Raw genomic sequence first — 26,704 nt, 5'->3', positions numbered from 1 at the left:
TAAAATAATATTTTCTTAATATTTTTGAATTAATAAAGCCACCCCAAGTGTTATTGCACTTGGGGTGGCTTTTGTTATCGAATGTTTTGCTTTTAAAAACGGAGCTCAGTTGGCAGCAGCTGCTTTTTGTTTCTTCTGCTGCTTGTGCTTCTGCCACATAACGTACAGCGGGCCTGCAACACAAACGGAAGAATAGCAACCGGTAAGAATACCAACCATCATCGGCAGAGCAAAGGTCTGCACGGAATCCAGATTGTACATTACGCTAACCGCGTACACCACTGCAATTGCAACAAAGGTGCAGCCTGCGGTATACAGCGAACGGGTCAGGGTCTGGTTGATGCTGGTATCTACCAACACGCTGTAATCGGTTTTCGGGCCCATCAGCTTACGGTTTTCACGAATACGGTCATAAATAATAATCGTATCATTCAGAGAATAACCGAGGATGGTGAGAACAACCGCAATAAAGTTATCGTTGATTGGCATGCGGAAAATAACAAAGGTAAAATACACCATTGCCACGTCGTGCATCAGCGCAATAATCGCCATTGTACCTGCAGAAGCGCCGCCAATTTTACGGAAGCGGAACGCAATGTAAACAATAAGCAGTAACGCAGCAACGAATACGGACAACAGACATTTAAAGAAGAAATCGCGGCCCATTACTGGGTTAATGGAACTGGACTCCACAACAGCAAATTTAGCGTTCGGATATTCCTTTGCCAAAGCAGCAGCTACTGCTTGTTGCTGCTGTAATGTTAAGGATTCTGTTCCAGAAAAAGATATGGACACATTGTTGAGCGATTTACCATCACTCGCAGATTTCACATCTTTATTTATACTTGCTGTAACCGGCTTATTGGTAGTAGCCTGAACAATATCCTGTACTTTTTCCTGATTAATCTCACCAGTATAAGAATATTTAATCAGCGCACCACCGGTAAACTGAATATCGAGCTGGGTGCCAAAGATAATGTTGAAAATAAGGCCGGCGCCTATTAGGAGCAGTGAAATCGCAAAGTAAATTTTGCGGTTCTCATAAAAACGAATCTGAAAAGTTTTCATTTATCTGCACCTCCATACAGCCACTTGCTGCGAGCGAATCGGAACCCAGAAATAGATTTGGTCATCAAACGGGTTGCAGTTACGCCCATGATAAAGTTGCCAATCGTACCAATCAGCAGCGTGTAACCGAATGAATAGATGGCACCGGTAGTGGAGGAACCAAACAAAGCCGAGAACAGGTTGGTAGGTCCAAAAACCAGCATCAGTATGACCGCAACAATAATAACGGTAATGTTACCGTCGAAAATGGCCCAGAAGCTATTGGCGTTACCCTTTTGAATGGCTCCGTCCAGCGTTTTGCCGGCCCAAAGCTCTTCTTTGATTCTGGTAGCCGTGATGATATTTGCATCCACACCCATACCAATGGATAGGATGATACCGGCGATGCCGGGCAGAGTCATCGTAAAGCTATTAAGGAAGGGGAAGTAGCCGGAAACGGCTGCAAACGAAACAGCAACTTGGCCCATCAGTGCAATAATCGCAATAATACCGGGCAAGCGGAACACCACCAACATAAATACACACACCATCGCAAACGCGATAATACCGGCCCAGCGCATTGCATCCAGCGAGGTGCTGCCGAGTGACGGGCTGATGGTCTGGAAGTTTGTAGTGATTAGTTTAAATGGCAACGCACCAGCACTGATTTTCGCAGCCAAGGAGGAAGCCTCCGCCGCTGTAAAATTGCCTTCAATGGTACATTTGCCGTCTGTAATGGCTTCTTTCACGTTGGGGAAAGAAATCATTGTTTCGTCCATCCAAACAGAGATGGGTTGTCCGACCAAACGCTCGGTTGCTTCCGCAAATTTAGTAGAACCCTCTTTACTGAATTCCAATGCAACTAAGTACTGGGTTTTTCCGGAATTAGGGTCTTGATATACCTGCGGCTGAGCCGAAACTACATCGTCACCCTGCAGAATAATCTTTTCCTTTGTGGTACCCTTGGGGGTTTTGTAGATTGGCTGACCGTCGGAGTCGGTTTCTGTGGTTGTGTACTCTGCACCTTCACGGAACGTAAGCAGCGCAGTGGCGCTCAGCTCCTGAATGGCAGCCTCCGGGTCAAAGCTCTGTTCACCGCTCTTCCACGGGAAGCGAACAATGATACGGTCGTTATGATCATCTGTGTAGATTTCATAATCCGTAATGTGGTTGTTGACCAAACGCAGTTCAATGGTTGATTTCGCCGCATCAAGCTGCTCTTTCGTCGCTCCCTTTCCGGTATCAGGTGTAAAGGTTGCCTCTACCCCTCCACGGATGTCGATGCCCCATCGAATATCGCCCGCACCTTTAACATATGTAGTGCGATTATCCCCGTTTTGCGCATATACCCCAAAAATGGCGGTGTAGGTAAAAAGCAGGATAAGGAGGGCGACGATGAAAAACACCGGTTTTCCTATTCGCTTCATGCAAATATCCTCCAATAGCTTTAATGTTTCCGCGGCTGCGTTCCAAATGGAACCGCAGCCGCGTTTATAACAAACTTTATTATAAGATTATACCAGTTAAAAGTCAATGGAAAAGCGCCGATTCACGCCATTTACTGGCATTATTTTCGCATAAATGCTACAATCTGCATATAGCTCTCGCTAAAATCTCCTATTCTCTAAAAACTTGCTATCATTATAGTATAAAACATAGAAAAGGGTGTGATTTACCAATGGATTTAATACAATGCAAAATACTGCCGGATTCTCAAATTGTTTCTTATATTTCACTTATCCGAAAATTTGACCGTTCTCTTTCCATAAAAGACCTGAAAGAAAAAATCGAGAACCGCTCATTTGCCGTTGAATTCGACTTACAGTACTATGATGTATTGGAAGACCTCAATGGAATCGACCGAAAAACAATTTTTCGCGAACTACTGGAACAACTTTTGCAAATGGGTGCAAAATTAGAACTATACCGCAATGGCGAAAAAACAACACTCACACGATTGGACAACTGGCTCCATACGCTTCAACTTATTTCAGCTCAAACGGAGGAAGATTCGAATAACGAATGCGAAGAATAAACCTCTTCGCTTCTACCGAACGGTTCCCTACTAAAACACTTCCTATTTAACATTATATTGCCATTGTGTGGAATCTCTTTTTGCGTACTCCCATACAAAAGATTGCTCCCTAAGCCTTTTTATAAAACAAAGATGATAAAAACGGTAAAAAAGACCACAGCTCTTTGGCTGTGGTCTTTTCGATAATTCGATGGAATTTATTAAGCGAGCAGCTTTTCTAAGGCAGCTAATTTTGTGCTGACACAGAAAACAGCTATCGCTTTTTTCATTTCTTCCAGAGACGGATAGGTAGGCGCTACACGAATGTTTGTATCCTTCGGGTCTTTCCCATACGGGAACGCAGCACCGGCACCGGTGAGAACCACGCCGGCCTCCTTGCAAAGCTGAACTACGCGCTTTGCACAGCCCTCCATCACATCTACACTTACAAAATAACCACCGTTCGGGTTCGTCCAGGAGGCAATGTTCTTATCTCCCAATTCACTGCTCAACGTATTGAGCACAACCTCGAACTTCGGTGCAATAATGCTTCTATGGTGCTTCATCTTATCCAAAATACCATTCATGTCACGCAGATACAGCAGGTGACGCATTTGGTTGAGCTTATCGGGGCCAATGGTCTGGAATGAAAGATGTTTTCTGAAATCCTGATATGTTTTTTCTCCTGCCGCCATTGCAGCAATACCTGCGCCGGGGAATGTAATTTTAGAAGTGGAACAGAAGAATACCGGCAGTTCTGTGTTACCTGTTTTCTCGCACTCAGCGTACAGGTCGAGCAGTTCATCTGGTGTATCGGTCAGGTGGTGCACGCAATACGCATTATCCCACATGACGCGAAAATCTGGTGCGGCGGGTTTTAAAGCGGCAATGCGGCGAACCACATCATCCGAATAAGTGGTACCAAGCGGGTTGGAATATTTCGGCACACACCACATGCCCTTAATGGTAGCATCGTCAGCCACAAGCCGTTCCACTACATCCATATCAGGGCTGCCATCTTTCATCGGCACCAAAATCAGTTCGAAACCAAAATATTCGGTGACGGCAAAGTGGCGGTCGTACCCGGGAGAGGGGCACAAAAACTTAATGGTTTCTTGCTTGCTCCACGGCTTGCAGCCAGAAAAGCCGTGTGTCATTCCACAAGAAATAAAATCAAACATCATATTCAGGCTGGAGTTGCCGCCAATGATAACATTTTCCGGCTTAACCTGCATCATTTGAGCCAAAATTGCGCGCAGCTCAGGCAAGCCCTCTGGCATGCCATAATTGCGAAGATCGTCTCCAGTGGAAGCAATCATATTGGAATCTGAAGTGAGCATATTGAGCATATCCATAGAAAGATCCAGCTGCTCAGGAGAGGGCTTTCCTCTCGCCATATTCAGCTTCAGGCCTTGTGCCTTAAAAGCATCATATTGCTGTTGAACCTCTTGCTTTTCCTGTTCCAGTTCCTGTCTGGACAATAAACCGTATTCCATTTGAGCATCTCCTTTTCCAAACCTGCATAAATGATAATGAAAGCATTCTTATTCTAATATATTCAGAACAAAAACGCAAGTTAAATTTATCGTTCCTGCATTTTTGTGATAATTATCAGGTTTTTGACTAAAAAATATAGCATATTGCTTTTTTTGTGGCTTTTCTTCTTAATATTCACACTTTCAATTTCGTTTTCTTCCAATAAAAAAGAAATGCCCTTTCTGCCTATGGCAGAAAGGGCATTCTCTTTTCTTGCTTTGTTTTTAAAAATCTGCGGAACCGGTTGTGCGCGGGAATGGCAGAACGTCTCTAATATTCGAAACGCCGGTTAAGTACATGACCAAACGCTCAAAACCAAGGCCAAAACCGGCATGCTTTGCTCCGCCATAACGGCGTAAATCAAGATACCACCAGTACTCTTCTTCCGAAAGGCCAGATTCTTGCATGCGGCTTGTGAGAAGGTCGAGGCGCTCCTCCCTTTGGCTGCCGCCAATAATTTCACCAATTCCCGGCACGAGAAGATCCATCGCAGCTACGGTCTTTTCATCGTCGTTCAGGCGCATATAAAACGCTTTAATCTCTTTGGGGTAATCGGTAACAAATAGTGGTTTACCGAACACCTGCTCTGTTAAATAGCGTTCGTGTTCGGTCTGCAAATCGCAGCCCCATGAAACCGGGTATTCAAAGCGGCTGTTCTCACGCTCCAGAAGCTCCACTGCCTGTGTATAGGTTACATGTGCAAACTCTGAATCTGCCACATGGTGCAAGCGCTCCAATAAGCCGGTATCCACAAAACGGTTAAAGAAATCAAGCTCCTCCGGGCAGGAGTCGAGAACAGAACGAATCACATAGCGCAGCATATCTTCTGCTAAGCGCATATCATCGGACATCTCGGCAAACGCAATTTCCGGCTCTACCATCCAAAATTCTGCTGCATGACGTGCCGTATATGATTTTTCCGCGCGGAAGGTTGGGCCAAAGGTATAGATTTTACCAAACGCTAACGCCATACATTCGCCTTCCAACTGGCCGGATACGGTGAGTGACGTGTGCCGCTGAAAGAAATCCTTGCTGTAATCCACCGTACCATCCTCACATAAAGGTGGATTCACAGGGTCTAGCGTGGTTACATGGAACATCTCTCCTGCGCCCTCGCAGTCACTGGCTGTAATGAGCGGCGTATTGGCATACACAAAGCCACGCTCCTGAAAAAAGCGGTGAATTGCAAAGGCGGCGGCAGAACGAACACGAAAAACGGCGCTGAATAAATTCGTGCGAGGGCGTAAATGAGCGATGGTACGCAAAAACTCTACGGAATGGCGCTTCTTCTGCAGCGGGTATTCAGGAGAGGACGTTGCCTCAACGATTATCTCAACGGCATGCAGTTCGCATGGTTGCTTTGCCTGCGGAGTAAGAACCAGTGTACCGATTACGCAAAGTGCGGCTCCTACGTTTTGTTTGGCAATCTCCGCAAAATTTTCAACATTTTGCGCTTCAAACACAACTTGCAGCCCTGCAAAGCTGCTGCCATCGTTTAAATCGATAAACCCCAGCGCCCTGGAATCTCGAATGCTTCTTACCCAGCCGCACACGGTTATCTTTTTCTCAGCGTAGTTTTGAGGGTCCGCTAGAATTTTTGTTATTTCAATTCGTTCCATCTCAAATCTCCTCCGTTCATCCTTCAATATTAGCACCTGCGGTCAACCGCTTTCATTTTCTATTTACAGAATAACATTTCAATCATAAGATTTGTATTCTGGGGAACAGTATACTTGCCTTACTCTCTTTATTAAAATTGCTTAAGAGAAATCCCGATCATTTATAAGTAGGATATTGTATTAACTAGAAATTCGAATATAGAGATATTATATCATTCCTGCTCACAAACAGGAACAAATAAAAAAATTTTACACGATATTGAAAAATAGACTTGATTTTTGTAAAAAGGTTCGCTATAATAACATAGTCGTCAGCCCAACTGGGCAGATTCGGTACCATACGGAGAGGTATTCTAATGGTAAGGAGCCACATTGGAAATGTGGTGTGCCGCAAGGCATTGTGCGTTCGAGTCGCATCCTCTCCGCCATTGCAAAATCCAAAAGTGAGATTCTTTTTCTAACGGAATCATACTTTTGGATTTTTTACTATTCGGACTCCGGTAAATTTCAGCAAAAGTTAGATTCACCACAGTATCTTCTAAAAAATACATAAATTATTTTATACTTAACGGATTTTTTAATCAGTTTATAACTTCTAGTTTTTTAATTTACACAAAAGAGAGGCTTTCGAATTGTTCGAAAGCCTCTCTTTTATTATGGAGGATATGAAAAAAATATAACACATAAGCTTAAGTAAACACTCAGCAAGAGTTACTTCGGCTGTTTCCCAATATACGCAAGAATACCGCCATCCACATATAGAATATGTCCATTTACAAAATCGGAAGCAGAGGAAGCGAGGAACACAGCTGGCCCAATTAAATCGGACGCCTCCCCCCAACGGGCTGCCGGTGTTTTTGAGATTATAAAAGAATTGAATGGGTGACCATCCTGGCGTAGCGGAGCAGTTTGCGGCGTGGCGATGTAGCCGGGGCCAATGCCATTGCACTGAATATTGTACTCTCCATACTCGGAGGCAATATTTTTTGTCAGCATCTTTAGTCCGCCTTTAGCAGCTGCATATGCCGAAACGGTTTCTCTGCCCAATTCACTCATCATCGAGCAAATGTTGATAATTTTACCTCCACCATTTCTGATCATGCTCGGTATTACCGTTTTGGCAACAATAAAGGGTGCGGTTAAATCCACATCGATCACTTGCCGAAACTCACTTACTTCCATTTCGCACATGGGAATTCGTTTAATGATACCAGCGTTATTCACTAGAATATCAATGGCGCCTACCTTCTTCTCAATATCGGCGACCATCTTTTTCATTTGTTCCTCGTCCGTTACATCCGACACATAGCCGACTGCATCAATACCCGCCTTAGCGTACTCTTCTCTTGCCCTGGCTACGGAGTCCTCGTGAACTCCATTGAATGCAATTTTAGCTCCTGCTGCTGCTAATCCGCTTGCAATTGCAAAGCCGATTCCATAACAGCCGCCGGTAACAAGCGCAACTTTTCCTTTTAAAGAAAACATTGCTTGCAGCTCCATTTAAGACTCCTCCTTCTATTTTAGCTTAGCGATGTCCACCATATCCATATCGTCAAAAGCCTGATTTTCCCCGCCCATCGCCCAAATAAAGGAATAGTTTGAGGTTCCGCAGCCGGAGTGAATGCTCCAGCTTGGGCTAATTACTGCCTGCTCGTTTAAAACAACCAGATGCCTTGTTTCGTTGGGGGTACCCATAAAATGAAATAACGCCTGATTCTCTGGAATATCAATATACGTGTAAACCTCCATACGGCGCTCGTGGGTATGTGGCGGCATGGTGTTCCACACACTGCCGGGTTCCAGCACCGTTAGCCCCATCGAGAGTTGGCAGGTTTTTAGAACATCTGGGTGAATAAACTGGTTAATCACGCGCTTGTTTGCACTTTCCATACTGCCTAGCGTTTTTTTCGCGGCGTCAGCAATCCCGATAAATGTGGTTTGATACGCACAGTGAGCCGGTGCGCTCACCATGTAAAACTTTGCAGGGTTTGCTTCTTCTTTGCTAGAGAAGGTAACGTTGCGCGTTCCCATAGTAATATACAGGCAGTCTTTACAGCCCATCTCAAAACGTTTGCCGTCCGCTTCGATTACCCCGGCACCGCCAATGTTAAATATACCGATTTCTCTTCTCTCCAGAAAGTAATCGGTACCGAAGCTGGACCAAACGTCTATCCCCTTATGGAGGGGGAGCGTTTCCTTTACGGGCATGCACCCTAGGGTGACCATACGATCCACATGACTGTACACTGCCACTACTTCATCCGGTACATACAGATTTTCAATTAAGAACTCTGCCCGCAGCTCGTCTGTCGTGTACCTTTTGACATCCCTTTGGTTCGCTGAGTAACGAATATCCACATCAAGCTCCCTTTCTTCCGGGTAATTCCGTGTTAAAAACAGTTTTTGCCTTGAAATCTAAGAAAAATCGACATATTCTTGTATACTTGAATACAAGTTAAAGGAAATACTCTCTTGCGACCATCATATACCACCCTTCAGAATTCTGTCAAGAGTGCAAATTGCTAAATAAATGGCTATGTCTTGTAAATAACACTAAAATTTCAGAAATAATTTATTAAATTGGTTCTATTTCTCTCATCTCTCTTTACATATAATAATAAGTGCTCATAGAAAGAAAAACGATTTCATTGGTTCATTTTAATAGCTTATTCATCTTTAACAAAATAATAGATAAAATTTTTGATGCAAATTAAAAATGTATTGACAAATACATGCGATTGGGTATATAGTCATATCAGAAATCAAACGAAAAATCACACCTGGTGTCTCAATCTTGCATTCAAGTATACAAGAATTGCTGTTCCTACCAAGAAACGAGGGAAATCTTGAACAATTATTTGAAATCGATGAGCAGTGATGACATTTACCATGCGCTCAAAGAAGACATTTTAAACCTGAAGCTCAAGCCGGGCCAAATGATTAGCGAAAACGAGATTGCAAACAGCTACCACGTTTCCCGCACTCCGGTAAAAACTGCCTTTTTACGTTTAAAGGGAGAAAAGTACATCGAGATACTCCCGCAAAAAGGCAGCTATGTGACGCTGCTGGATATGCAGTACATTAAAGACATCATCTATATGCGCTATGTTCTGGAAATCGATGTGATGAAAAGCATTCTGGAGAAAGGCTCATATGAGGATTTGATGCACGAGCTGAAATCCAACCTACAGCAGCAGCTCATGATGATTGAGCACGACAACCCTAATCCCCAAAATTTCTATGATATTGACAGCCAGTTCCACTACCTTCTCTTCCAGAAGGCAGGCCGCACCAAAATGTGGGATATTATTCAGGACTGCCAGGTGTACTACACGCGCTTTCGTATTTTAGATACGCTCACGACTTCCCGCTATTTACAGTTATACCAAGAGCATATTGAAATATATAAGCTGCTGGAAGAAAAGGACCTAAATACCTTGCGCACACACATGCACGAGCATCTGCACGGCAATTTGAAAGTACTCTCTCATAAAATTGAAGGCGAATTCAAAGAATATTTTATTCCGAGCGACCAGTCGAACCCTTAATTTCCGGATTTGACAGAAGTCGATTCTAAAAATCGGCATCTGTTCAAAATACGAAAACTTTCTTTTATTATTAAGGAGGGTCTATCATTGAATAAGAAATTTTTATCAGGCGTACTGTCTTGTGCACTCGCAAGTTCTATGTTACTTACTGCATGTCAGGGCGCTTCCATCCAGTCCAAGGCACCGGTGGCTTCCGATAACACCAGCACCGCTGCAAGTGGAATTACAAGTGAGCCCGTAGAGCTGCGATTCTCTTGGTGGGGCTCCGATAACCGCCATAAGGCAATTCAGCAAGTGATTAAGTTGTACCAAGATAAGCACCCCAACGTTACCATTAAGCCGGAATACGGCGCATGGGACGGCTGGCAGCAGAATATCTTAACACAGCTTGGTGGCCAGACCGAAGCCGACATTATGCAGGTAAACTACAACTGGGTACACTCCTTTGGCAAAGGCAAAAACGTATTTTTAGACCTCAATACGGTCAGTAAGAATTTAGAGCTTTCTAACTGGGATGCCAACTATCTCAAAGCAATGGAAGTAGGCGGCGAACAGGCCGCGGTTCCCCATGGTATGACGGCTCGTGCATACCTTTACAACAAGCCTCTGTTTGAGCAGGCAAAGCTTGCTTACCCCACTACTTACGATGAGCTGATGGATGCCGGTAAGGTAATCGGCAAGGGCAACACCGCTACCGGTGCTGAAAACAAATATGCCCTGCTGAACATTGGCAAGGAATGCCCCGATTTATTTATCGCTCAAATGCTTTATAACAAAACCGGTAAGGTGATGCAGGTAGCCGGCAAGGTGCAGTACACCGAGCAGGAAGTTGCCTGGGCTTTGGAGCAGTACAACAAATTTGCACAGGCAGGCGCAATGCCCACCTTCCAGCAGCAGAATGCAATGGCAAACGAATCCAATCCCGATTGGACCAGCGGCCGCGGCGGCAGCATCTATGAGTGGATTGGCACAATGGATAAATACCTGAACTCCTACAAGGGCGGCAAGGCAAAAGAAGAAATTGCAATTGCTCCCTACATTGTAGAAACCGCTGGCCAAACACCGAACATTTATGTAAAACCGAACCTTGGCTATGCGATTTCGAAAAACAGCAAGCACCCCGAAGTAGCGGCAGACTTCCTAAACTTCTACTTCACCAATGAAGAAGCCGTTACCGCTCTGGGCACGAGCATCGGTATTTCCTCCAATAAGGCTACCCTTGCCATTCAGGAAAAAGCCGGCCTGCTCAAGGGTATTATGAAGGATGGCTACGACATGCTCGCCAAATACCCCCAAACGGTTATGGACCCATACTTTGAAGATTCCAACGTACGCGGCGCCCGCTATTCCGCTTTGGAGGCCTACCGTTCCGGTAAACTCAGTTCAGCCGAAGCTGCAAAGCAGTACATTGCAAAGCAGCAGGAAGAGCTGAATAAGCTCTTTAAATGAGGAACGGTAAAAGGAATTTTGCGCCCTATTTGATGCTCCTTCCATGGGTGATTGGGTTTATCATCTTTAAGGTTTACCCCATCGTCATTTCATTTGTGTACTCGCTGATGGAATACCCCATATTGGGTGACCCGGAATTTATCGGGCTTGGCAACTACGCTGAAATCTTTTTAGAGGACGACGTATTCCAGGCTTCCATCATCGCTACCATGAAATATGTATTGATCGGTACCCCTTGTGTTCTCGTCACTTCTTTCTTTGTGGCATATATTCTGAATTTCAAACTCAAAGGCGTAAACCTGTTTCGCACCGCGTATTACATTCCCTCCATTTTAGGAGGGAATGTAGCGGTCTCGATTTTGTGGATTCAGCTATTCGACATTAACGGGCCGGTCAACATGCTTCTGGGCATCTTTGGCGTGAATCCTATCTTTTGGCTTACGGATGAGAGCTTTGCGGTTATCACGCTAATCTTGCTGAAAACCTGGCAGTTTGGCTCCACAATGCTCATCTTCTTGGCAGCGCTCCAAAACGTTTCTCCCTCTTTGTATGAAGCAGCAAATCTAGACGGAGCTACAAAAGCCCAACAGCTTTTCCGTATTACACTTCCCATTATTACCCCCATGCTGCTGTTTAATATGGTCAATGTTCTTGTAAAAGCGTTCCAAGAGTTTAACTCCGCTTATTTAATTACCAAGGGCGGGCCAAATCATACAACCTACTTCCTGAATGTCTACATATACGATCAGGCATTTATGAGCGGTAACTATGGTTATGCCAGCGCACTCACTTGGATTTTACTGCTCATCATCGGCACCTTAACGGCCCTAGTATTCTCGTCCTCAAAATATTGGGTCTACTATAATGATTAAGGGGGGCGGAATATGAATCGAGTCGGTAATTTTTCTATTAATGCTGCCATTCGCTATGGCGTGCTGATTGTCATTGGCGTTTTCCTCATCTACCCTCTGCTTTGGATGGTAGGCTCAAGCTTTAAGGAAAACATTGATATTTTCAGCACACTGGCAATTCTCCCGCCGGAAGGACGCGGCACATTTGAGAATTTTCGAATGGCTTGGAATATTAAAAGTGACCATACCCTACCGTTCTATTTTGGGAACACCATGAGGTTCCTGGTTCCCAAAACCATTTTCACCATCGTTTCCTCTACGCTTACCGCTTACGTGGTAGCCAGAAAAAAGTTTGTAGGGAAGAAATTTGTTTTTACAGCCATCGTTGTCACTTTATTGATGCCCGAGCTTGCTTTCCGCATCCCGTTGTACCTGTTGTTCCGGGATATTAACCTGCTCAACACATTTGCAGCGCTGTATGTACAAGATATATTTGCTGCGGGCACCTGCTCTTTCTTTATTTTTATGGAGATTCAGTTCATGCGTTCCATCCCAAAAGAACTGGATGAAGCAGCAGTCATTGACGGTTGCAACGATTTACAAACCCTAATTTACGTAATCGTCCCTATTTTAAAGCCCATTATCATCACCGTTGGCCTGCTCTGCTTTATGTGGGGCATGAACGACTTCCAGGGTCCGTTGGTTTACCTGCGTACTCCAGATAAAATGGTGATGTCTATGATTCTTAAGCAGCAGCTTGACGGCGACACAATGATCGTTTATGGGAAGCTGTTTGCTGCCTCCTTTATGGCATTGTTGCCTATGATTGCAATCTTCTTTGCCGGTTCCCGCTATTTTGTGGACGGCGTTGCCAATTCCGGCGGAAAAGAATAATTTGAATCCCCACACACACAAACGGGGTCGTATCCCTCGCTTTTGGAACGAGGGATACGATTCCACTTTTTATAAGAAATAACTTTACGGATTGAAATAGACAGGAGGAAAAACAAATGCGCTTACTTCGTCTTTTCGCTCAAATAATAGACTGGTTGGTCAGCATAGCTGCTTTGGTTTTTTCTTTTCTATTTCTTCTCCCCCTTTTAAAACAGCTCATCCCTAGCACACCTGTTAGCGCTATTTTAACCCTGATTACGGCAATTTTGCTTGCGGTTGCGGTGCAAGTCCCATTCCTAAGTGTGAATCAAACCGTAGGCAAAGCATTCTTCGGGCTAGAAATACAGTCCTGCAATGAAGAACGCCCCTTAACACAATCGATTATTCTGCAGCGAGAAATATTCTGCAAGCTCTTTAGCTGTTACCTTATTTGCATTCCCATGCTTTGGGGAAGACCGGGCGGGCATGAAGCCGCTACGGAGACAAGAGTTGTACGCAGAAGAAAAGCCACCGCTTGCTATAAAAAATAGAGGTAGCCTATGCTGAACATTCTTACGACTACTCCCTTTGGCTTTGTGTTGGAACTGGAGCAGGATGGTTGCTACTACACCACAGAGCCTTATACGCTGTATGTAAACGGAGTGCCCAATCGAACCGGGAACCACCCGGTTATTTGCTTATTTGGCCTTACCCCCAACACCGAATACCAGTTGGAGGTGCACGGCTTTGGCGAACCCGTGTGCAAAACACTGCGAACCGAACCTTGTGAATATGCCATACATATTAAAGACTATAACGCCGCAGGAGATGGCATCCGTAACGACACGGCGGCCATTGATGCGGCGATTTATTCGGCTCCCCCTCATTCTGTTGTGATCTTCCCACGGGGAGAGTATTTCGTGGAGCATCTTTTTCTAAGAAGCAACGTTGATCTCTATTTGGAAGAAGGAGCTGTACTTCGCCAAAACCCAAACCGAGATTCCCTTGCCATATTAAAGGGATACCAAAAAAGCTACGACCACTCTGCCGCTGAAATCAACGCCTCTTGGGAGGGAAGCCCGCTCGACTGCTATTGCAGCCTGATTTACGGGAAAGACGTTCGAAATGTTCGTATCTATGGAGCCGGTACACTCAACGGCAGTGGGTTAGAGGGGAACTGGTGGACTGAGCCAAAGAAAAAGAAGCAGGCTTACCGCCCACGTAACCTCAGCTTGGTTCATTGCAATAACATTACGGTTTGCGGCCTAACCAGCGAGAACAGTGCCGCATGGAACCTTCACCCACTCTATTCCAAAGATTTGCATTTTTATGGGTTAACCATATGCAGTGACCCGAATTCGCCTAATACAGACGGCCTGAACCCGGAAAGCTGTGAGAATGTAGAGATTGTGGGGTGCCGCTTTCAGGTGGGTGACGATTGCATTGCCATTAAATCCGGTAAGCTGTTTATGGCTCGCCGCCATTTGCGACCCTCCCAAAACATTACCATACGGCGCTGTATGATGGCGGAGGGACACGGCGGTGTGGTAATCGGCTCTGAAATTTCATGCGGTGTAACAAAGGTTTTGGTGGAGCACTGCCTTTTTGTGCGTACCGACCGCGGAATTCGCATTAAAACGCGGCGCGGCCGTGGGGACACCTGCATTGTGGACGACATTTGCGTTTCCCACGTGAAAATGGAACAGGTCAAGCACTGCTTCGTGATTAATATGTTCTACCACTGTGACCCTGACGGACACAGCCGCTACGTTCAGCTAAAAGAGCCGCTCCCGGTTGGAACTGAAACGCCGGTTGTTCGGAATATCACGCTTTCCGGTGTATGTGCCGAACAAATCAAAGGGAGTGCGGTGTTCCTGTATGGACTGCCCGAAAGCCCCATTCACAATGTAACGGTTGAAGATTGCCGATTCCAATTCTCGAATGAGCGCATACTGGATTGCCCCGATATGATGGATGACCCTGTCCCCTCCCCTGTACTTGGCATTTACACAAATCATGTACAAGGCTTCGCATTTGAAAACAACCAGTTGGAAAGTGCTTTACACCATCCCCAGCAGGAGGAATGTAAACCATGAAATATCACGATATTATCGATTTTCTGCAATATCTTTTGAAAAATTCATCTCCATCCTGCCCGGCATGGAACAAAGAGGCTCTTTTAGAGAAGCGCAAAGCTGGGTGGAATTACATTGATGGTTGTATGCTCAAAGCTGTATTCGATGTATTTCATGCCACCGGTGAAAAGCATTATACAAAGTTTGTTGAGAAGTACGTAGATTCTCTTATTGATGAAGCGGGAAACATCGCCGGTTACTGTGAAGAAGATTATAACTGTGATAATATCAACGAGGGCAAGGTCTTATTTGATTTGTTCGATTTAACAGGCAAGCTAAAGTACCGCAAAGCCATCGACTTGTTGTATTTCCAAATTACAAACCAGCCAAGAACAGAAGATGGAAGCTTCTGGCATAAAAAAATGTACCCGAATCAAGTTTGGCTCGATGGTCTTTATATGGTACAGCCTTTTTATATGACATATGAACGCAGATTCCACGAAAATCGAAACTACAGGGATGTATTTGCCCAGTTTGAAAATGTGTTTCAACATATGCGCAATCCAGAAAGCGGGCTGCTGTTCCACGGTTACGATGAAAGCCGAAAAAGCTTTTGGGCAAACCCCGAAACCGGATGCAGCCCGAATTTTTGGACCCGCTCTCTTGGCTGGTATGCAATGGCCTTGGTAGACACCGCAGAACAGATGGATGAAATGTTTTTCTATGAATACCAAACACTGCAAGAACAGCTCCGCCTGCTCATTGATGCACTGCTTTGTTACGCTGACCCCAAAACAGGCTTGTTTTACCAAGTAACAAATGCAGGTAGCTTTGCGGGCAATTATTTAGAGACCAGTGGCTCCTGCGCCATTGCCTATGCCATTCTAAAGGCAGTACGCCTTGGGTATTTACCCTCCTACTACTGGGAAGACGGCAAACAGATTTTTGAATCCGTACTGAACCATAAGTTTGTAAAAACAGATACTGGCTACGAGTTAAAAGACATTTGCTTGGTAGCAGGGCTAGGCGGTTACCCTGGAAAAGGAGACTACAAATTGCGGGACGGCAGCTATGCGTATTATATTTCGGAACCAAAGGTAAGCAACGACGCAAAGGGAATTGCACCATTTTTATATGCCTTTGCAGAGCTGTTGCGAAAGGAGCATGAAGCAACATGAAAATTGGTGTGAGAGCGCACGATTTTGGGCGGCATACCCCTGAACATCTTTCAGCCCTCATTTACAATGCCGGCTTTGAAGCAGTACAGCTTGCTCCAACCAAGGCAATTGAGGGAATTCATCAATGGGGAGATATCACCCCGGCAAATCTAACCGCGATTCAGAATGGCTTTTTTAAAAACCATGTAGAGATAGGAATTCTGGGGTGCTACATCGAGCCATCTCTTCCAGACAAGGAAGAAAGAACACAACAGGTAAAGAACTTCTTAACTGCCCTTACATATGCCAAGGAGCTTGGCGTACCTTTTGTAGGAACCGAAACGACCCGTTTGAACCCCAATACGGAGACGCACCTACGTGCGGCGCGCTACCAATATTTAAAAGACAGCGTTTTAAGAATGGTAGAGCAAGCCGAACGCCATAATGTAACAGTAGCAATTGAGCCCGTAGCTGACCATACTTTGCACAGTGCAGAGCTTACCCGTCAGCTTTTGGATGAAGTTGGCTCAGACCATCTAAAAGTGATTATTGACCCAGTCAATTTAATATTGGAGGATACGATTGCGCGGCAAACCGAAATATATCAAACCTTTTTCTACCTATTAGGAAAAGAAATTGCCGTTGCACATATTAAAGATATTGTATTTGAAGATGGCGAAAAGGTGTGGCGCAACATTGGCAAAGGCTGTATTGACCTAGATACCATATTCCATTGGCTAAAAGAAAACAAACCGCAAATTACGGTACTTCGGGAGCATGTTAAGCCAGAAAGCAGCCATATTGATATAGCCGCTTTAAAGCAACTTGCTATATAAGAACAATTTTACAAGTAAAGAAAGCGAAAACGAGCTTACCGTCTGTATATCTGGCGGTAAGCTCGTTCTAATATAAAAGTAAGGGTAATTAAGCATTATTTCGCGCTGTTATTATTCGATGCACTATCAAGCTCCTCGGCTGGAAGCTCTGGAATATAGATTCGGAATTCAGAGCCCTTATCCGGTTCACTGGTAACCGTAACCCTGCCGCCATGCCGCTCCACAATCCACTTCACAATGGAAAGCCCCAGTCCGGTGCCTCCGGCCAAACGGGAACGGGCTTCATCTGCCTTAAAAAAGCGGTCAAAAATATACGGCAAATCTTTTTCTTGAATCCCGATTCCAGTATCGGACACTCCAAGGCAAACCTGCCCATCCTTTGAGCTGCACAGCAAAGTGATGGTACCGCCCGGGGGTGTATATTTTATACTGTTTTCCATAATCGCACGCACCGCCTGCAAAATCAAGGCACGGTCTGCCGTTAGCATTACTCCAAGTTCTATCTGTTCACAAATGGTATGGCTGCTGTCTATTAATCGTGATTCCTGTAAAATCTGGCTCATTAATTCACTGGCATTAAAATACTCGAGATTAATTTCTTGTGATTGCTGGTCTACCCGTGCCAAAAACAGCAGGCGTTCTACCAAGTGCTGCATGTTTTCGCTTTCTTCAATAATCTTTGTTACGGATTCTTCCAGTACAGCTGGGTCTGCGCTCCCCCAGCGACGCAATAGATTTGCATAGCCAGAAATAACGGAAAGCGGTGTGCGCAATTCATGCGAAGCGTCAGATACAAACCGATTTTGCTTATGGTAAGCCACCTCTAGGCGGTCAAGCATTTCATTAAAGGTTCTCGCAAGCTCACCAAGCTCATCACTCGAATCCTTTTCATCGATACGCACACTTAGATCATTGACGGTAATGGAGCGAGCCGTTTGCGTCATAGTATACACAGGCTGAAGAAGCCTTTTCGTACTGCGTGAGCCTAAAAAGGCCGCGGAAAGAAGCAGAACCACCAATGTAAATACAAAAACAATTGCCACCCTACCTTTGAGAGGTACATCGGCATACTCTGTACTGACAATTTTAATCATCATGCGGCGTTCTGGGCGGTTAATTGGGCGCTCTATCTGCATTCTACGGGATGTATCTTCCACCAGCTCACCGTAACGAACGGTTTCATTTTTAGAAATGTTGGTGATTACAATCATGGTTTTACTATACCGAGCAAACTCCTCAATGTTAAATGGTTGCTTTTGGTGGGTTTGCAGCCTGCTTACCACAAAGGACATTGTTCTGTCCAGCTCATCAAAACGGGCATCGTATTTTGCAAAAGCAAAATTTGTGACCGCCGCTGCAATCAGCAATACAAAACTAAACAACACAACGTAAACCACTGCCATCTTAAAGACAATGGATTGCTTTATTTTTTTACGTAATGTAAATAATTGTTTGAACATCTTTTTATTCCTTAATATAGATGTTTAAATCCAAATGGGCAAAGTTTCTTATGAGCGCACAATATACCCCACACCACGAATGGTATAGATGAATTCTTTATGAAAGTGATAATCTAATTTCGTACGTAAATAACGAATATACACATCTACTAAGTTGGTTTGCCCGCGAAAATCGTACTCCCATACCTGTTCCATGAGTAAATCACGTGAGCATACAACATTTTGATGATCCATTAAATAGGCCAGAAGGTCAAATTCACGCCGAGTAAGTTCAACCAATTCACCACAGCAAAAAACCTCTCTGGTGTTTTTGTTTATTTTCAGGTCTTTGATTTCCACTATAGGTTGTTCTTCACGTTTTGGCATTACCGTAGGGCGAAGCACTGCCCGCATACGGGCAAGCAACTCTTCTATGGCAAAAGGCTTTGTTACATAGTCTGCCGCTCCTTCGTCTAAGCCAAGCACCTTGTCCATCACGGTATCGCGTGCAGTGAGCAGTATCACAGGCGTTTGGCACTGCAGTCGTAACCTGTGTAAAACCTCCATTCCGCTGAGTGAAGGAAGCATGATATCTAGCAAAATGAGGTCAAAGTTCTCATTTAATGCTCTTTGTAAACCCAAAAGGCCGTCGTATTCTTTTTCTACCGAATACCCCTCATAGCACAACTCCAACTCTAAAAAGCGAACGATATTGGGGTCATCCTCTATAATTAAGACTTTTTGTTTCAGCATCCTTCCCTATCTCCTTAAAAAGTAATTGGCTATTGGAAATAACATGGAACTATTGCTTATTTCTTACGCTTTGGGTTTTGAGGAGCCCAGCCTTTTTCTACTCTTTTTTCTTGTTCAAACAGCTCTTTTACACTCCAAAAGAAGCAAAATCCAGCTACTCCTAAAATCGAAGATAAAAACTGACTATGTATAAAGTATGCCCCCAATAAACAAGCACACCCTGCTAGCAGAAAAAGAGGAAAAATACGTTTGGAAAAATGATACTCTGCCTTTCGTACAAGGGGATGAAATAGCCCAATTAAGAGAAATGAACAAAAACCGACAAGTATTCCCTGCACAATATAACCCTCACTGTCTTAATCTATTATAAAAAACATCTGATTTATTATTTTACATATTATACCACAAATTTACAGACGTGGTAGATAAAGCATACGTTTACTTTGCTGTAAAGTTTATTTCACGCTAATAGATGCACTTCATCACGCCAGTGATTTACCCATTTCATCACACTTGTACATTGAAAATATGTAGATAGCACTACAAATTGCACCATCTATCAAAATTATCTTTAAATACTTGTCGTATTTAAGGATATCATCTGCAATGACAAATTAAAATGATACTGTATATACTCCTATTATTTTTCAGCAACCAAAAGTATTTCTTTGAGGAGCACTTTTGATTTAGATTCCATAAGCAATGAATATTTAAATTGAGCTAAGCATGGTGCAGCCTATAAAAGTTAAAACATAAAGAAGTAAAATAAAAGTATATCAGCTAATCTTATTTCAATGAAAAATTGAATTATTATGTATCGCAATGAAATCATCTATTATAGTAAACAAAAAAAGGCTCTTGCTTTTAGCAAGAGCCTTTTTTCATTGAGCCTTCTTATTTACTACTAATGCATACATCTTACCTGGTTATAAATATCTTTTCAATTGTTCAGCGTTCGCCTCTTCTGTAGCTAACAGCTTTTGGGTTAGTGATCGAACAATATCATTATTCCCACTGTAATCATGCAGATGTTTTATGGTCTTATTCACACCCATTTGATTCCCTTGGATAGTCATTTCTGCAATTTTTGAGTCAGTATGGTTAACCATTATCTTTCCCGCAGCCATAACGTCTGCGGATATTTCGGCAACAGCCCCTACACTCTTAGGTGGTTCATTTCTTGCTGCAAGCATGCTTTGAGCTTGCGCACGAATTTTTTGATATTCCTCTTTTTGTTCTCTGAGCTGATCCTTTAGCGCAGTACTTTGCACATAGTTTTGTACGGATTCAATTCCCTTACAGCCCATATCTGTAGTCTTATACACATATTGAAGCAATTCAGTATCATGCATCATATCTATTACCTCACTTTGAGTTTAGTATAACTTTCTAATGACAAAGTATGCGAGGCAAAAACGTAACCGCTTAATAAGTAGGGTGTAGAATAGTGATGGAAATAAAACATCTTGGTATACTGGATAATAGCACGAGACAAAGCGAAACGCAAACTCCGTCAAAACAAGCTTTTTCTATTAAAACAGCTCTTGTGATATACAAGAGCTGTTTTAATAATCATCGTTTTGTATTAGGGCCCAAAGCAACCTTTTTGGTGTTATGATTTTGATTCTGATTTACAGGTTTGCTTTTTGCAATGTCTGCGCTGATTCCTTTATTGCTTGCCCGGTCATCGGTATTTAAAGATTTCGTTTTATTATCCATATAATCACCTCTAAATTAGCTTATGCGAATCAAAAGCGATTATCCTAAGATGAACCTTCAGTATATAAAAACAAAGCTCTTGCAATTAAGCAAGAGCAACTATTAATTTACCAACATAGAAATTTCATTTTTCAAATCATTCATTATCGTGTCTAAAAGAACCATTCGTTTGTGGTCCTTTGTTTTTCTCGCCTGTTGATAGCAGGCAGTGTACACTGCTAATTTACTCTTTAAAACTGCTTTTTCATCGCGGCTCATAACAAGACCTCCATTTATATGTTTGTTTACATAATACATTATGGATATGTCTCTGGTATGAACAACCAACCGTAGACAATGTATCAGAAAGAGGGAAAACTAGGAAACCGCAAGGCTAATACATGTTTGCGAATCTATCACGAAATACGAAAATGAAATGATAAACTGCTGCTACTGAATGGATTTGGTAACTGAATCGGCCTATGGAACAACTGCAGTTGGTTGTGCTAATTTTGGACACATGCTATACACTCTTGAATTAGATAAGTAGCATAACAGCCGGCAGAGTAAAGGAAAAAATCATAACCACTTGACTTCTGTAAATATTTGACATATTATGGAGGAAAAAGGGTGGGGGATATTGGAACAGGAGAAAAAGATTGCAGTATTGCTAGATGCAGACAACGTTTCACATAAATACATTTCTGCTATTTTAGATGAGATTGTAAACTATGGTATCCCAACTTACAAAAGAATTTACGGAGATTGGACGAAACCTCAATTATCCTCGTGGAAAGAAAAGCTATTAGAACACTCTATCACCCCTATACAGCAATATAACTATACAAACGGAAAAAACTCGACTGATTCAGCTATGATAATCGATGCTATGGATATTTTGTATTCTGGAAAAGTGAATGGGTTTTGTATTGTTTCCAGTGACAGTGATTTTACGAAACTGGCATCGCGACTTAGAGAATCGGGTATGTTTGTGATAGGGATGGGAGAATCAAAAACTCCAAATCCTTTTAAAACAGCTTGTGAAAGTTTTAAATATTTAGAATCCTTGGTATTAAAAAGCGAAGATTCTAACACCAAACAAAATGTAGCAAAGCCACTAATTCAAGGAATTATGAAACACGAAGACTTAATCAAAGAGCTTAAAAAAATTGTGGAAGAACAAGCGGATGAGAACGGTTGGGCGTCCTTAGCGATTGTCGGAAATACCATGAATAAAAAATTTCCGGATTTCGATGCTCGAAATTATAACCATAAAAAGCTCTTGCCATTAATAGAATCTTTAGATTGTTTTAAAGTGGAATTTAGAGAAAGTTCGAATACAAAACATCCGTATATCCAAATTATAGAATAAGATTACATAAAGCGCCTTGCTTCAGCAGGCGCTTTTTTGATGCTGAAGTTTCTTGCAGTCTTCTTCCCTTTTTAATAATTTCAACCTCAAAATGTATTAAATAAATTTGGGGTTAAAATCCTTAATAAATTAACAAATTAGATTATATTTTTATAATATTTATTGTAACAATATAACCCGTTTAAACGTTATATTATAAAGTGGTAATACTTTATTATAAAATGAATAGAGCGTTTATTTATGAAAAAGGAAATGTTTAAAAGATGTCTGTCTTTAATGATCGCTATGTTATTTTGTACCGCCTCTAGCACAATTTTTGCTGAAACCTACCATAACGGTACAAGTATGCTTTCGTCATCTTCTACGCTATCATTTGATGAAATTATGGCAACTGGTAACGCCATTGTAACAAATGAATATGAAATAGCTATGGCACAGTCAAAACAGTCGGATAAGAATATTCAATTAAATGGACTAGCTCAATTAAGCAAAGACAAACCATACCAAATTAAGAAGACCATATCTGAATTGTCTAATAAATCTGTTTCTGAATTAAAAAATATGAATTTTAATACGAGACAAATTGAAGCAATAAAATCAGCAGAAGGAAAATCTCCTGAAAAAATCTCTGATTCGATTGCTCTGAAAGCAAGTGGAAACTTTGTTATGACTTTAGATAAAAAAAGATTTAGCTCGAGTAGTGCAAGTGCTATCTGCAATTGGGCATGGCAGTCAGCTCCAATAAATGCACAAACAGATACTTTGGCTTTTGGATGGACGAACGGGTTTACTGTTAATTTAAACAAGACAACGATGAATGTATCCTATAAAGACTTAGATGGAAAATCTAAGGGATCAAAAAATTATAGAGCCAAAGGGTTGATTCAAGGATGCCGATTTGATTTTGATCAGAGCTTTGCTCCTGGTGCTATTCGCTCGATAAGCAGTGGTAAAGCAACAGTCGTAGTAAATAATGTAAAGAAAGAACCTTATTTGGAAATGGTAAGTGCTTATTCGCATAACTATTTTGGAATAGTTCCTTCAATTAGCATTGGCGGAGGTAGTGTTGGATTAGGAATTTCATTTAGCAGTGGATCGGAAGTTATGAAGGATAGATATATTTCTTTTCCATAAAAAGTATTTCTGCTAACTGAACCAATAATATCAAATCCACTTTCGTCTATTATAAAATGATATCATCAGGGGGATTTTTGATGAAAAAAAGAATAGTGATTGCGGTGGTTGCGTTACTGGTAATATGTTTGACTATTTTCTATATTGGGTACGAGCCCAAAGGGCCGTATGATGATATGTTTGATTCGAAAGAAAAAATAGCAATGCAAGATCAATTCAAGGCTAAAAAAGAAGAAAATGTAAAGTTAGAAAACGGCTCCTATCAATACACAGCTGAAGGCTTCAGCGGCACAAAAACCATTTGGCAATATGATGCAAAAGAAGAAGATACGATTCATTTTTCTTATAAACTTTATGGTGAATTCGGAAAAGAAATGCTAGTATTGGTACGTCCTAACCAAACAGTTCTAAGGATAGCTGGTGGTGGTGGGGCTCGTAGATCAGTAGGCGGTGTCTCTTCAGAGGATAGTGAATTTAAAGTAGTAAAAGGTTTATACAAATTAAAGGTAGTTGGCGCGGACAATCCAAACATATCCATTACACTTAAAATTTCACAAGGAACTTGGGTAAAATGAGAAACTTTATGCAAAATGGGTATTAACTACTGCAACTCTAGTTTTATTTTAAAAAGCTCAAACTTCCTTTTGGAAGTTTGAGCTTTTTTTTATTTCAATTCTGTTATGCTTCGCTTGTCTGAAGCAATCTCATTTAAACTCGTGCTATATCTGTTCGCTGTTCCGTATTCTACCAATATGCCAAAAAGAAACAACGTAAGCAATAATTGCGAATCCGATTAATACTAAAACTGCAAATATACAATTGGAATCAGTTTGAGAATTGTATGCAAGCCCAGTAAACGCTTGCATAGCATAGTTCCAGGAAAAATCCAACTCAACCAGCGAAAGCTTTCCGGCAGCATCTCAATCGGAAACATTATACCTGCTTTCACTCATAATCTGTCCCTTGATTTGATCCAGAGAAAAACCTAGTGTTTTCAAAAAGAGAATTTGCTGAAGGTTAAACAGATCATTGCGAGAATAGACTCTTCGCCCCCCTTCGGTGAATGATGCTTGAAGCAACCCGCAACGATCATAATATTGCAAGGTGCGAACAGTAATTCCGCAAAGTTGAGCCAACTCGCCTATCGAAAAATGCCTTTCCTCTTCAGTTTTCATTTATTACTTTTCTCCCTTACCGATGCAATCATTTTTACTCCACAGGGTACCACTTATTCTAATACATGACGTAAGGTAACATGCAAGTAAAATTTAAAATTATTTTTGACGTCAACTATATCAGCTTGCTTAGCAATGCGCAGTTAGTGTCTGCCAGCTATCATTATCACCTAATGACTGTTAATCCGATGCCCTACCTGCCTGTAATAAGAAAAAACATTAAATGAATGCGAGATAGAAGAAGAAATTGATTTGTAGATAAAGAAGTGGGGCTACCATCGTATAGCCCCACTTCTTTATCGTAATTTATTCAAATGTTCTTAGCCGTTCCACGACGGATTTCTTATTTAGCTGTCGGGTCATAATGGAGGAAATAGTTGCACACAACGTCCCCATAAAGGTGAGTAGGAACAAAAAACTCAACCCAAAGAGAGTTGGATTAAAACCGGTAAACATGGAGGAAGATGCCACCGTAACCGTAAGATAGCTTCCTGCCGCCAACATAATACCTGCTGATATAAGGCAGAGCCTCATACTGTTTTTAAAAAGGAACCTCCAAAGCTGTTTTTTTGTCATGCCTATAGCCTGAAAGATGAGTATTGTTTTTTTCTGTGCAAGCGTATCGGTAATCAGTGTATTCACCATATTAGATACTCCGATAATCCCCAGTACCAATGCCAAGAATAATCCTAAAATTGTAATAGCTGCTTTGCGATGCGTATAATAGTCTCTGTCCTCATAACGGGAATCTCTACGAAGTTGAACATTATGTTCTTTTTCCAATAAACCTGTGAGTTTCTCTATTTGCTGTCCGTTAAGGCTATTCTTTGAAATAATCTGTATACTTGATATGCGTTCGTCATAATTGGGATAAATAGATTGAAAAAGTGTGTCTGGCATTACAATATTGCAGTAGCGGATATTACCTGTCCCATAGTTATCCATCCTTGTTACAACAGCCATCACCGTCAACTGCTTTTTTTGATAAGTCCCGGTTACATCATCGTAAAAAGATAAATCCAAGACATCACCTGCATGAATCTTCTGGCTTTTGTCAATCTGCTGATCGGTTGCATTTAAATAATCGACATCCTGATACAAAATGTAGCTGCCCGATTTAAATTTTTCTGCATCTAGTTGCCCCTCCCGAACTTTTATATAGGCAGCTTCCTGTTCCAACCTTCGAGAAGGTAAACCACTGATTTCTAGCTTTGCGTTACCATTGGGTAATAACTGAACAAAGTTACGGCTTCCTTGTACTTGAGCGATTGCATCAAACTCTTCTTTTAGCTTTCCCTCAATCTTAACCTCCGCCAAAAAAGGCTCATACATTTTTTGAGATCCTGTTTCTATTAAATCAGGCATCGTTTTTGCTCGGTATATGATATCAACGCTTTCTACAAAAGGCAGCTTTTCTATAGAAGAAGGCAGCTCCTTTGAAATGGGCTTATAAGGCTCGTTTAATTCCCAGAAGCTGGCGGTATGAACAATTCGAGCCTCGTCTTGATTATGCCGGTCAACCATCTTCTCGACCTGATACCCGAAAGCCACATTGCAAACAGCCAAGAAAATGATTCCGCTCAACGCAAGTGAAATAACGGTAAACACTTTATTTTTATGACGTGGGACAAAACGGGCTGCTTCAATGGGTGAACAGGATGCTGCTTTCCGAAGTGTTCTGGAGCAGCTGATCCAGACCGTAAGCCACGAAAATAAGACTGTAAAACACAGTATCATCCACAAATTTGGAGACTTGTAGTAAAGATAGTAATCTGTCATTCGAATGACTTCTGGAGCCAATAGCAGACCTACCCCATATCCGGTAAGAAGACCCAAAGAAATACCTGCAAAAGCTAAAAATTGCATTTGCATCATGTAAATTGAGTGAAGCTGTTTCTTTGTTGTTCCAATGGTTTTCATCATCCCAAACCACTGGATATCCGATGCCACGGAGATGGAAAAAACATTATGAATTAGGAAATATCCGCTCATCATAATTACCAATACAAAGAAAAGCAGAGGCAGCGCAATCACAAGTGAATAAGACAACTCCATATAATTTCTTGTCAGAACAGAATCTGCATCAACCAATTCGCTCAAATCGGACAATTTGTTGAACACATCACTT

26 protein-coding genes and 1 tRNA gene are annotated in these 26,704 nt (G+C 42.2%); 13 read left to right on the top strand and 14 right to left on the bottom strand.

What is annotated here, in order from left to right; all coding sequences use genetic code 11:
- Positions 1–105: 105 nt before the first annotated feature.
- Together secF and secD are read right to left on the bottom strand one after the other, a co-directional pair.
- On the bottom strand, positions 106–1,068 hold the full coding sequence (gene secF, locus E7L17_RS05895; protein ID WP_316322330.1) for a protein translocase subunit SecF: 963 nt from the start codon (positions 1,066–1,068) through the stop codon (positions 106–108).
- Entirely contained in the window at positions 1,065–2,474 is a 1,410-nt protein-coding gene (secD, locus tag E7L17_RS05890; protein WP_316322329.1) for a protein translocase subunit SecD, read from the bottom strand. Before secD ends, secF begins: the two co-directional genes overlap by 4 nt.
- Positions 2,475–2,725: 251 nt before the next feature.
- Between secD and E7L17_RS05885 the strand changes: the two genes are divergently transcribed.
- Complete coding sequence (locus tag E7L17_RS05885) at positions 2,726–3,082, top strand: hypothetical protein (RefSeq protein WP_316322328.1); 357 nt, start codon at positions 2,726–2,728, stop codon at positions 3,080–3,082.
- Between the two features lie 200 nt (positions 3,083–3,282).
- Here the strand turns inward: E7L17_RS05885 and E7L17_RS05880 are convergent, their stop codons facing one another.
- Both E7L17_RS05880 and asnS read right to left on the bottom strand, forming a co-directional pair.
- Positions 3,283–4,557, bottom strand: coding sequence for an aminotransferase class I/II-fold pyridoxal phosphate-dependent enzyme (locus tag E7L17_RS05880; RefSeq protein WP_316322327.1), 1,275 nt, complete (start codon positions 4,555–4,557; stop codon positions 3,283–3,285).
- 264 nt (positions 4,558–4,821) lie between these two features.
- Positions 4,822–6,216, bottom strand: a complete 1,395-nt coding sequence (gene asnS, locus E7L17_RS05875; RefSeq protein WP_316322326.1) for an asparagine--tRNA ligase — start codon at positions 6,214–6,216, stop codon at positions 4,822–4,824.
- 342 nt (positions 6,217–6,558) lie between these two features.
- Between asnS and E7L17_RS05870 the strand changes: the two genes are divergently transcribed.
- Positions 6,559–6,644: transfer RNA gene (locus E7L17_RS05870), tRNA-Ser, on the top strand.
- A 283-nt stretch (positions 6,645–6,927) separates the two neighbouring features.
- Here E7L17_RS05870 and E7L17_RS05865 read toward each other — a convergent pair.
- Positions 6,928–7,716, bottom strand: coding sequence for a gluconate 5-dehydrogenase (locus E7L17_RS05865; RefSeq protein WP_316322325.1), 789 nt, complete (start codon positions 7,714–7,716; stop codon positions 6,928–6,930).
- Between the two features lie 15 nt (positions 7,717–7,731).
- Positions 7,732–8,574 (bottom strand): 5-dehydro-4-deoxy-D-glucuronate isomerase, encoded by an 843-nt coding sequence (gene kduI, locus E7L17_RS05860; RefSeq protein ID WP_316322324.1) that lies wholly within the window; start codon positions 8,572–8,574, stop codon positions 7,732–7,734.
- Positions 8,575–9,062: 488 nt separating this feature from the next.
- Between kduI and E7L17_RS05855 the strand changes: the two genes are divergently transcribed.
- The 8 genes from E7L17_RS05855 (at position 9,063) to E7L17_RS05820 (ending at position 17,005) form a co-directional block, all read left to right on the top strand.
- A complete protein-coding gene (locus E7L17_RS05855) occupies positions 9,063–9,764 on the top strand; it encodes a GntR family transcriptional regulator (protein ID WP_316322323.1) in 702 nt (233 codons plus the stop codon).
- A gap of 87 nt (positions 9,765–9,851) precedes the next feature.
- Positions 9,852–11,213 (top strand): ABC transporter substrate-binding protein, encoded by a 1,362-nt coding sequence (locus E7L17_RS05850; protein ID WP_316322322.1) that lies wholly within the window; start codon positions 9,852–9,854, stop codon positions 11,211–11,213.
- Positions 11,210–12,085 (top strand): sugar ABC transporter permease, encoded by an 876-nt coding sequence (locus E7L17_RS05845; RefSeq protein WP_316322321.1) that lies wholly within the window; start codon positions 11,210–11,212, stop codon positions 12,083–12,085. The genes E7L17_RS05850 and E7L17_RS05845 overlap by 4 nt, the downstream gene beginning before the upstream one ends.
- 12 nt (positions 12,086–12,097) lie before the next feature.
- Positions 12,098–12,958, top strand: coding sequence for a carbohydrate ABC transporter permease (locus E7L17_RS05840; protein ID WP_316322320.1), 861 nt, complete (start codon positions 12,098–12,100; stop codon positions 12,956–12,958).
- A 116-nt stretch (positions 12,959–13,074) separates the two neighbouring features.
- Positions 13,075–13,488, top strand: a complete 414-nt coding sequence (locus E7L17_RS05835) for an RDD family protein (RefSeq protein ID WP_316322319.1) — start codon at positions 13,075–13,077, stop codon at positions 13,486–13,488.
- A 9-nt stretch (positions 13,489–13,497) separates the two neighbouring features.
- On the top strand, positions 13,498–15,033 hold the full coding sequence (locus E7L17_RS05830; RefSeq protein WP_316322318.1) for a glycoside hydrolase family 28 protein: 1,536 nt from the start codon (positions 13,498–13,500) through the stop codon (positions 15,031–15,033).
- Positions 15,030–16,190 carry a glycoside hydrolase family 105 protein gene (locus E7L17_RS05825; RefSeq protein WP_316322317.1) on the top strand — a complete coding sequence of 387 codons (1,161 nt, stop codon included), beginning with the start codon at positions 15,030–15,032 and terminating at the stop codon, positions 16,188–16,190. Before E7L17_RS05830 ends, E7L17_RS05825 begins: the two co-directional genes overlap by 4 nt.
- Positions 16,187–17,005, top strand: a complete 819-nt coding sequence (locus tag E7L17_RS05820; RefSeq protein ID WP_316322316.1) for a sugar phosphate isomerase/epimerase family protein — start codon at positions 16,187–16,189, stop codon at positions 17,003–17,005. The genes E7L17_RS05825 and E7L17_RS05820 overlap by 4 nt, the downstream gene beginning before the upstream one ends.
- Before the next feature lie 95 nt (positions 17,006–17,100).
- On the opposite strand, the gene E7L17_RS05815 is transcribed toward E7L17_RS05820, so the two are convergent.
- The 6 genes from E7L17_RS05815 to E7L17_RS05790 all read right to left on the bottom strand — a co-directional run bounded on the left by E7L17_RS05815 (position 17,101) and on the right by E7L17_RS05790 (position 21,174).
- The gene (locus E7L17_RS05815) at positions 17,101–18,465 is read right to left on the bottom strand and encodes a sensor histidine kinase (RefSeq protein ID WP_316322315.1); all 1,365 of its coding nucleotides are present in this window, start codon (positions 18,463–18,465) and stop codon (positions 17,101–17,103) included.
- Positions 18,466–18,513: 48 nt separating this feature from the next.
- Positions 18,514–19,197 carry a response regulator transcription factor gene (locus E7L17_RS05810; protein ID WP_316322314.1) on the bottom strand — a complete coding sequence of 228 codons (684 nt, stop codon included), beginning with the start codon at positions 19,195–19,197 and terminating at the stop codon, positions 18,514–18,516.
- 56 nt (positions 19,198–19,253) lie between these two features.
- Positions 19,254–19,535: a DUF4491 family protein gene (locus E7L17_RS05805; RefSeq protein ID WP_316322313.1), complete on the bottom strand. Its 282-nt coding sequence runs from the start codon at positions 19,533–19,535 to the stop codon at positions 19,254–19,256.
- Between the two features lie 588 nt (positions 19,536–20,123).
- Positions 20,124–20,552, bottom strand: coding sequence for a hypothetical protein (locus E7L17_RS05800; RefSeq protein WP_316322312.1), 429 nt, complete (start codon positions 20,550–20,552; stop codon positions 20,124–20,126).
- Positions 20,553–20,769: 217 nt separating this feature from the next.
- Positions 20,770–20,916 carry a hypothetical protein gene (locus tag E7L17_RS05795; RefSeq protein WP_316322311.1) on the bottom strand — a complete coding sequence of 49 codons (147 nt, stop codon included), beginning with the start codon at positions 20,914–20,916 and terminating at the stop codon, positions 20,770–20,772.
- Positions 20,917–21,018: 102 nt separating this feature from the next.
- The gene (locus tag E7L17_RS05790) at positions 21,019–21,174 is read right to left on the bottom strand and encodes a hypothetical protein (protein ID WP_316322310.1); all 156 of its coding nucleotides are present in this window, start codon (positions 21,172–21,174) and stop codon (positions 21,019–21,021) included.
- Positions 21,175–21,535: 361 nt separating this feature from the next.
- On the opposite strand from E7L17_RS05790, the gene E7L17_RS05785 reads away from it, so the two are divergent.
- From E7L17_RS05785 to E7L17_RS05775, 3 genes are all read left to right on the top strand, one after another.
- Entirely contained in the window at positions 21,536–22,267 is a 732-nt protein-coding gene (locus tag E7L17_RS05785; RefSeq protein ID WP_316322309.1) for an NYN domain-containing protein, read from the top strand.
- 240 nt (positions 22,268–22,507) lie between these two features.
- On the top strand, positions 22,508–23,401 hold the full coding sequence (locus E7L17_RS05780; RefSeq protein ID WP_316322308.1) for a hypothetical protein: 894 nt from the start codon (positions 22,508–22,510) through the stop codon (positions 23,399–23,401).
- Positions 23,402–23,481: 80 nt separating this feature from the next.
- Positions 23,482–23,976 (top strand): hypothetical protein, encoded by a 495-nt coding sequence (locus E7L17_RS05775; protein WP_316322307.1) that lies wholly within the window; start codon positions 23,482–23,484, stop codon positions 23,974–23,976.
- Between the two features lie 345 nt (positions 23,977–24,321).
- On the opposite strand, the gene E7L17_RS05770 is transcribed toward E7L17_RS05775, so the two are convergent.
- Together E7L17_RS05770 and E7L17_RS05765 are read right to left on the bottom strand one after the other, a co-directional pair.
- A complete protein-coding gene (locus E7L17_RS05770; RefSeq protein ID WP_316322306.1) occupies positions 24,322–24,576 on the bottom strand; it encodes a MerR family transcriptional regulator in 255 nt (84 codons plus the stop codon).
- Positions 24,577–24,882: 306 nt separating this feature from the next.
- Positions 24,883–26,685 (bottom strand): ABC transporter permease, encoded by a 1,803-nt coding sequence (locus E7L17_RS05765; protein WP_316322305.1) that lies wholly within the window; start codon positions 26,683–26,685, stop codon positions 24,883–24,885.
- Positions 26,686–26,704 lie beyond the last annotated feature (19 nt).

Origin of the sequence: Clostridium sp., assembly GCF_032576335.1 — a bacterium.
Lineage (GTDB): Bacteria > Bacillota > Clostridia > Oscillospirales > Acutalibacteraceae > Faecalispora.
Note: the sequence above shows the minus strand (reverse complement) of the source record. Positions and strands in the feature narration are given on the sequence as shown.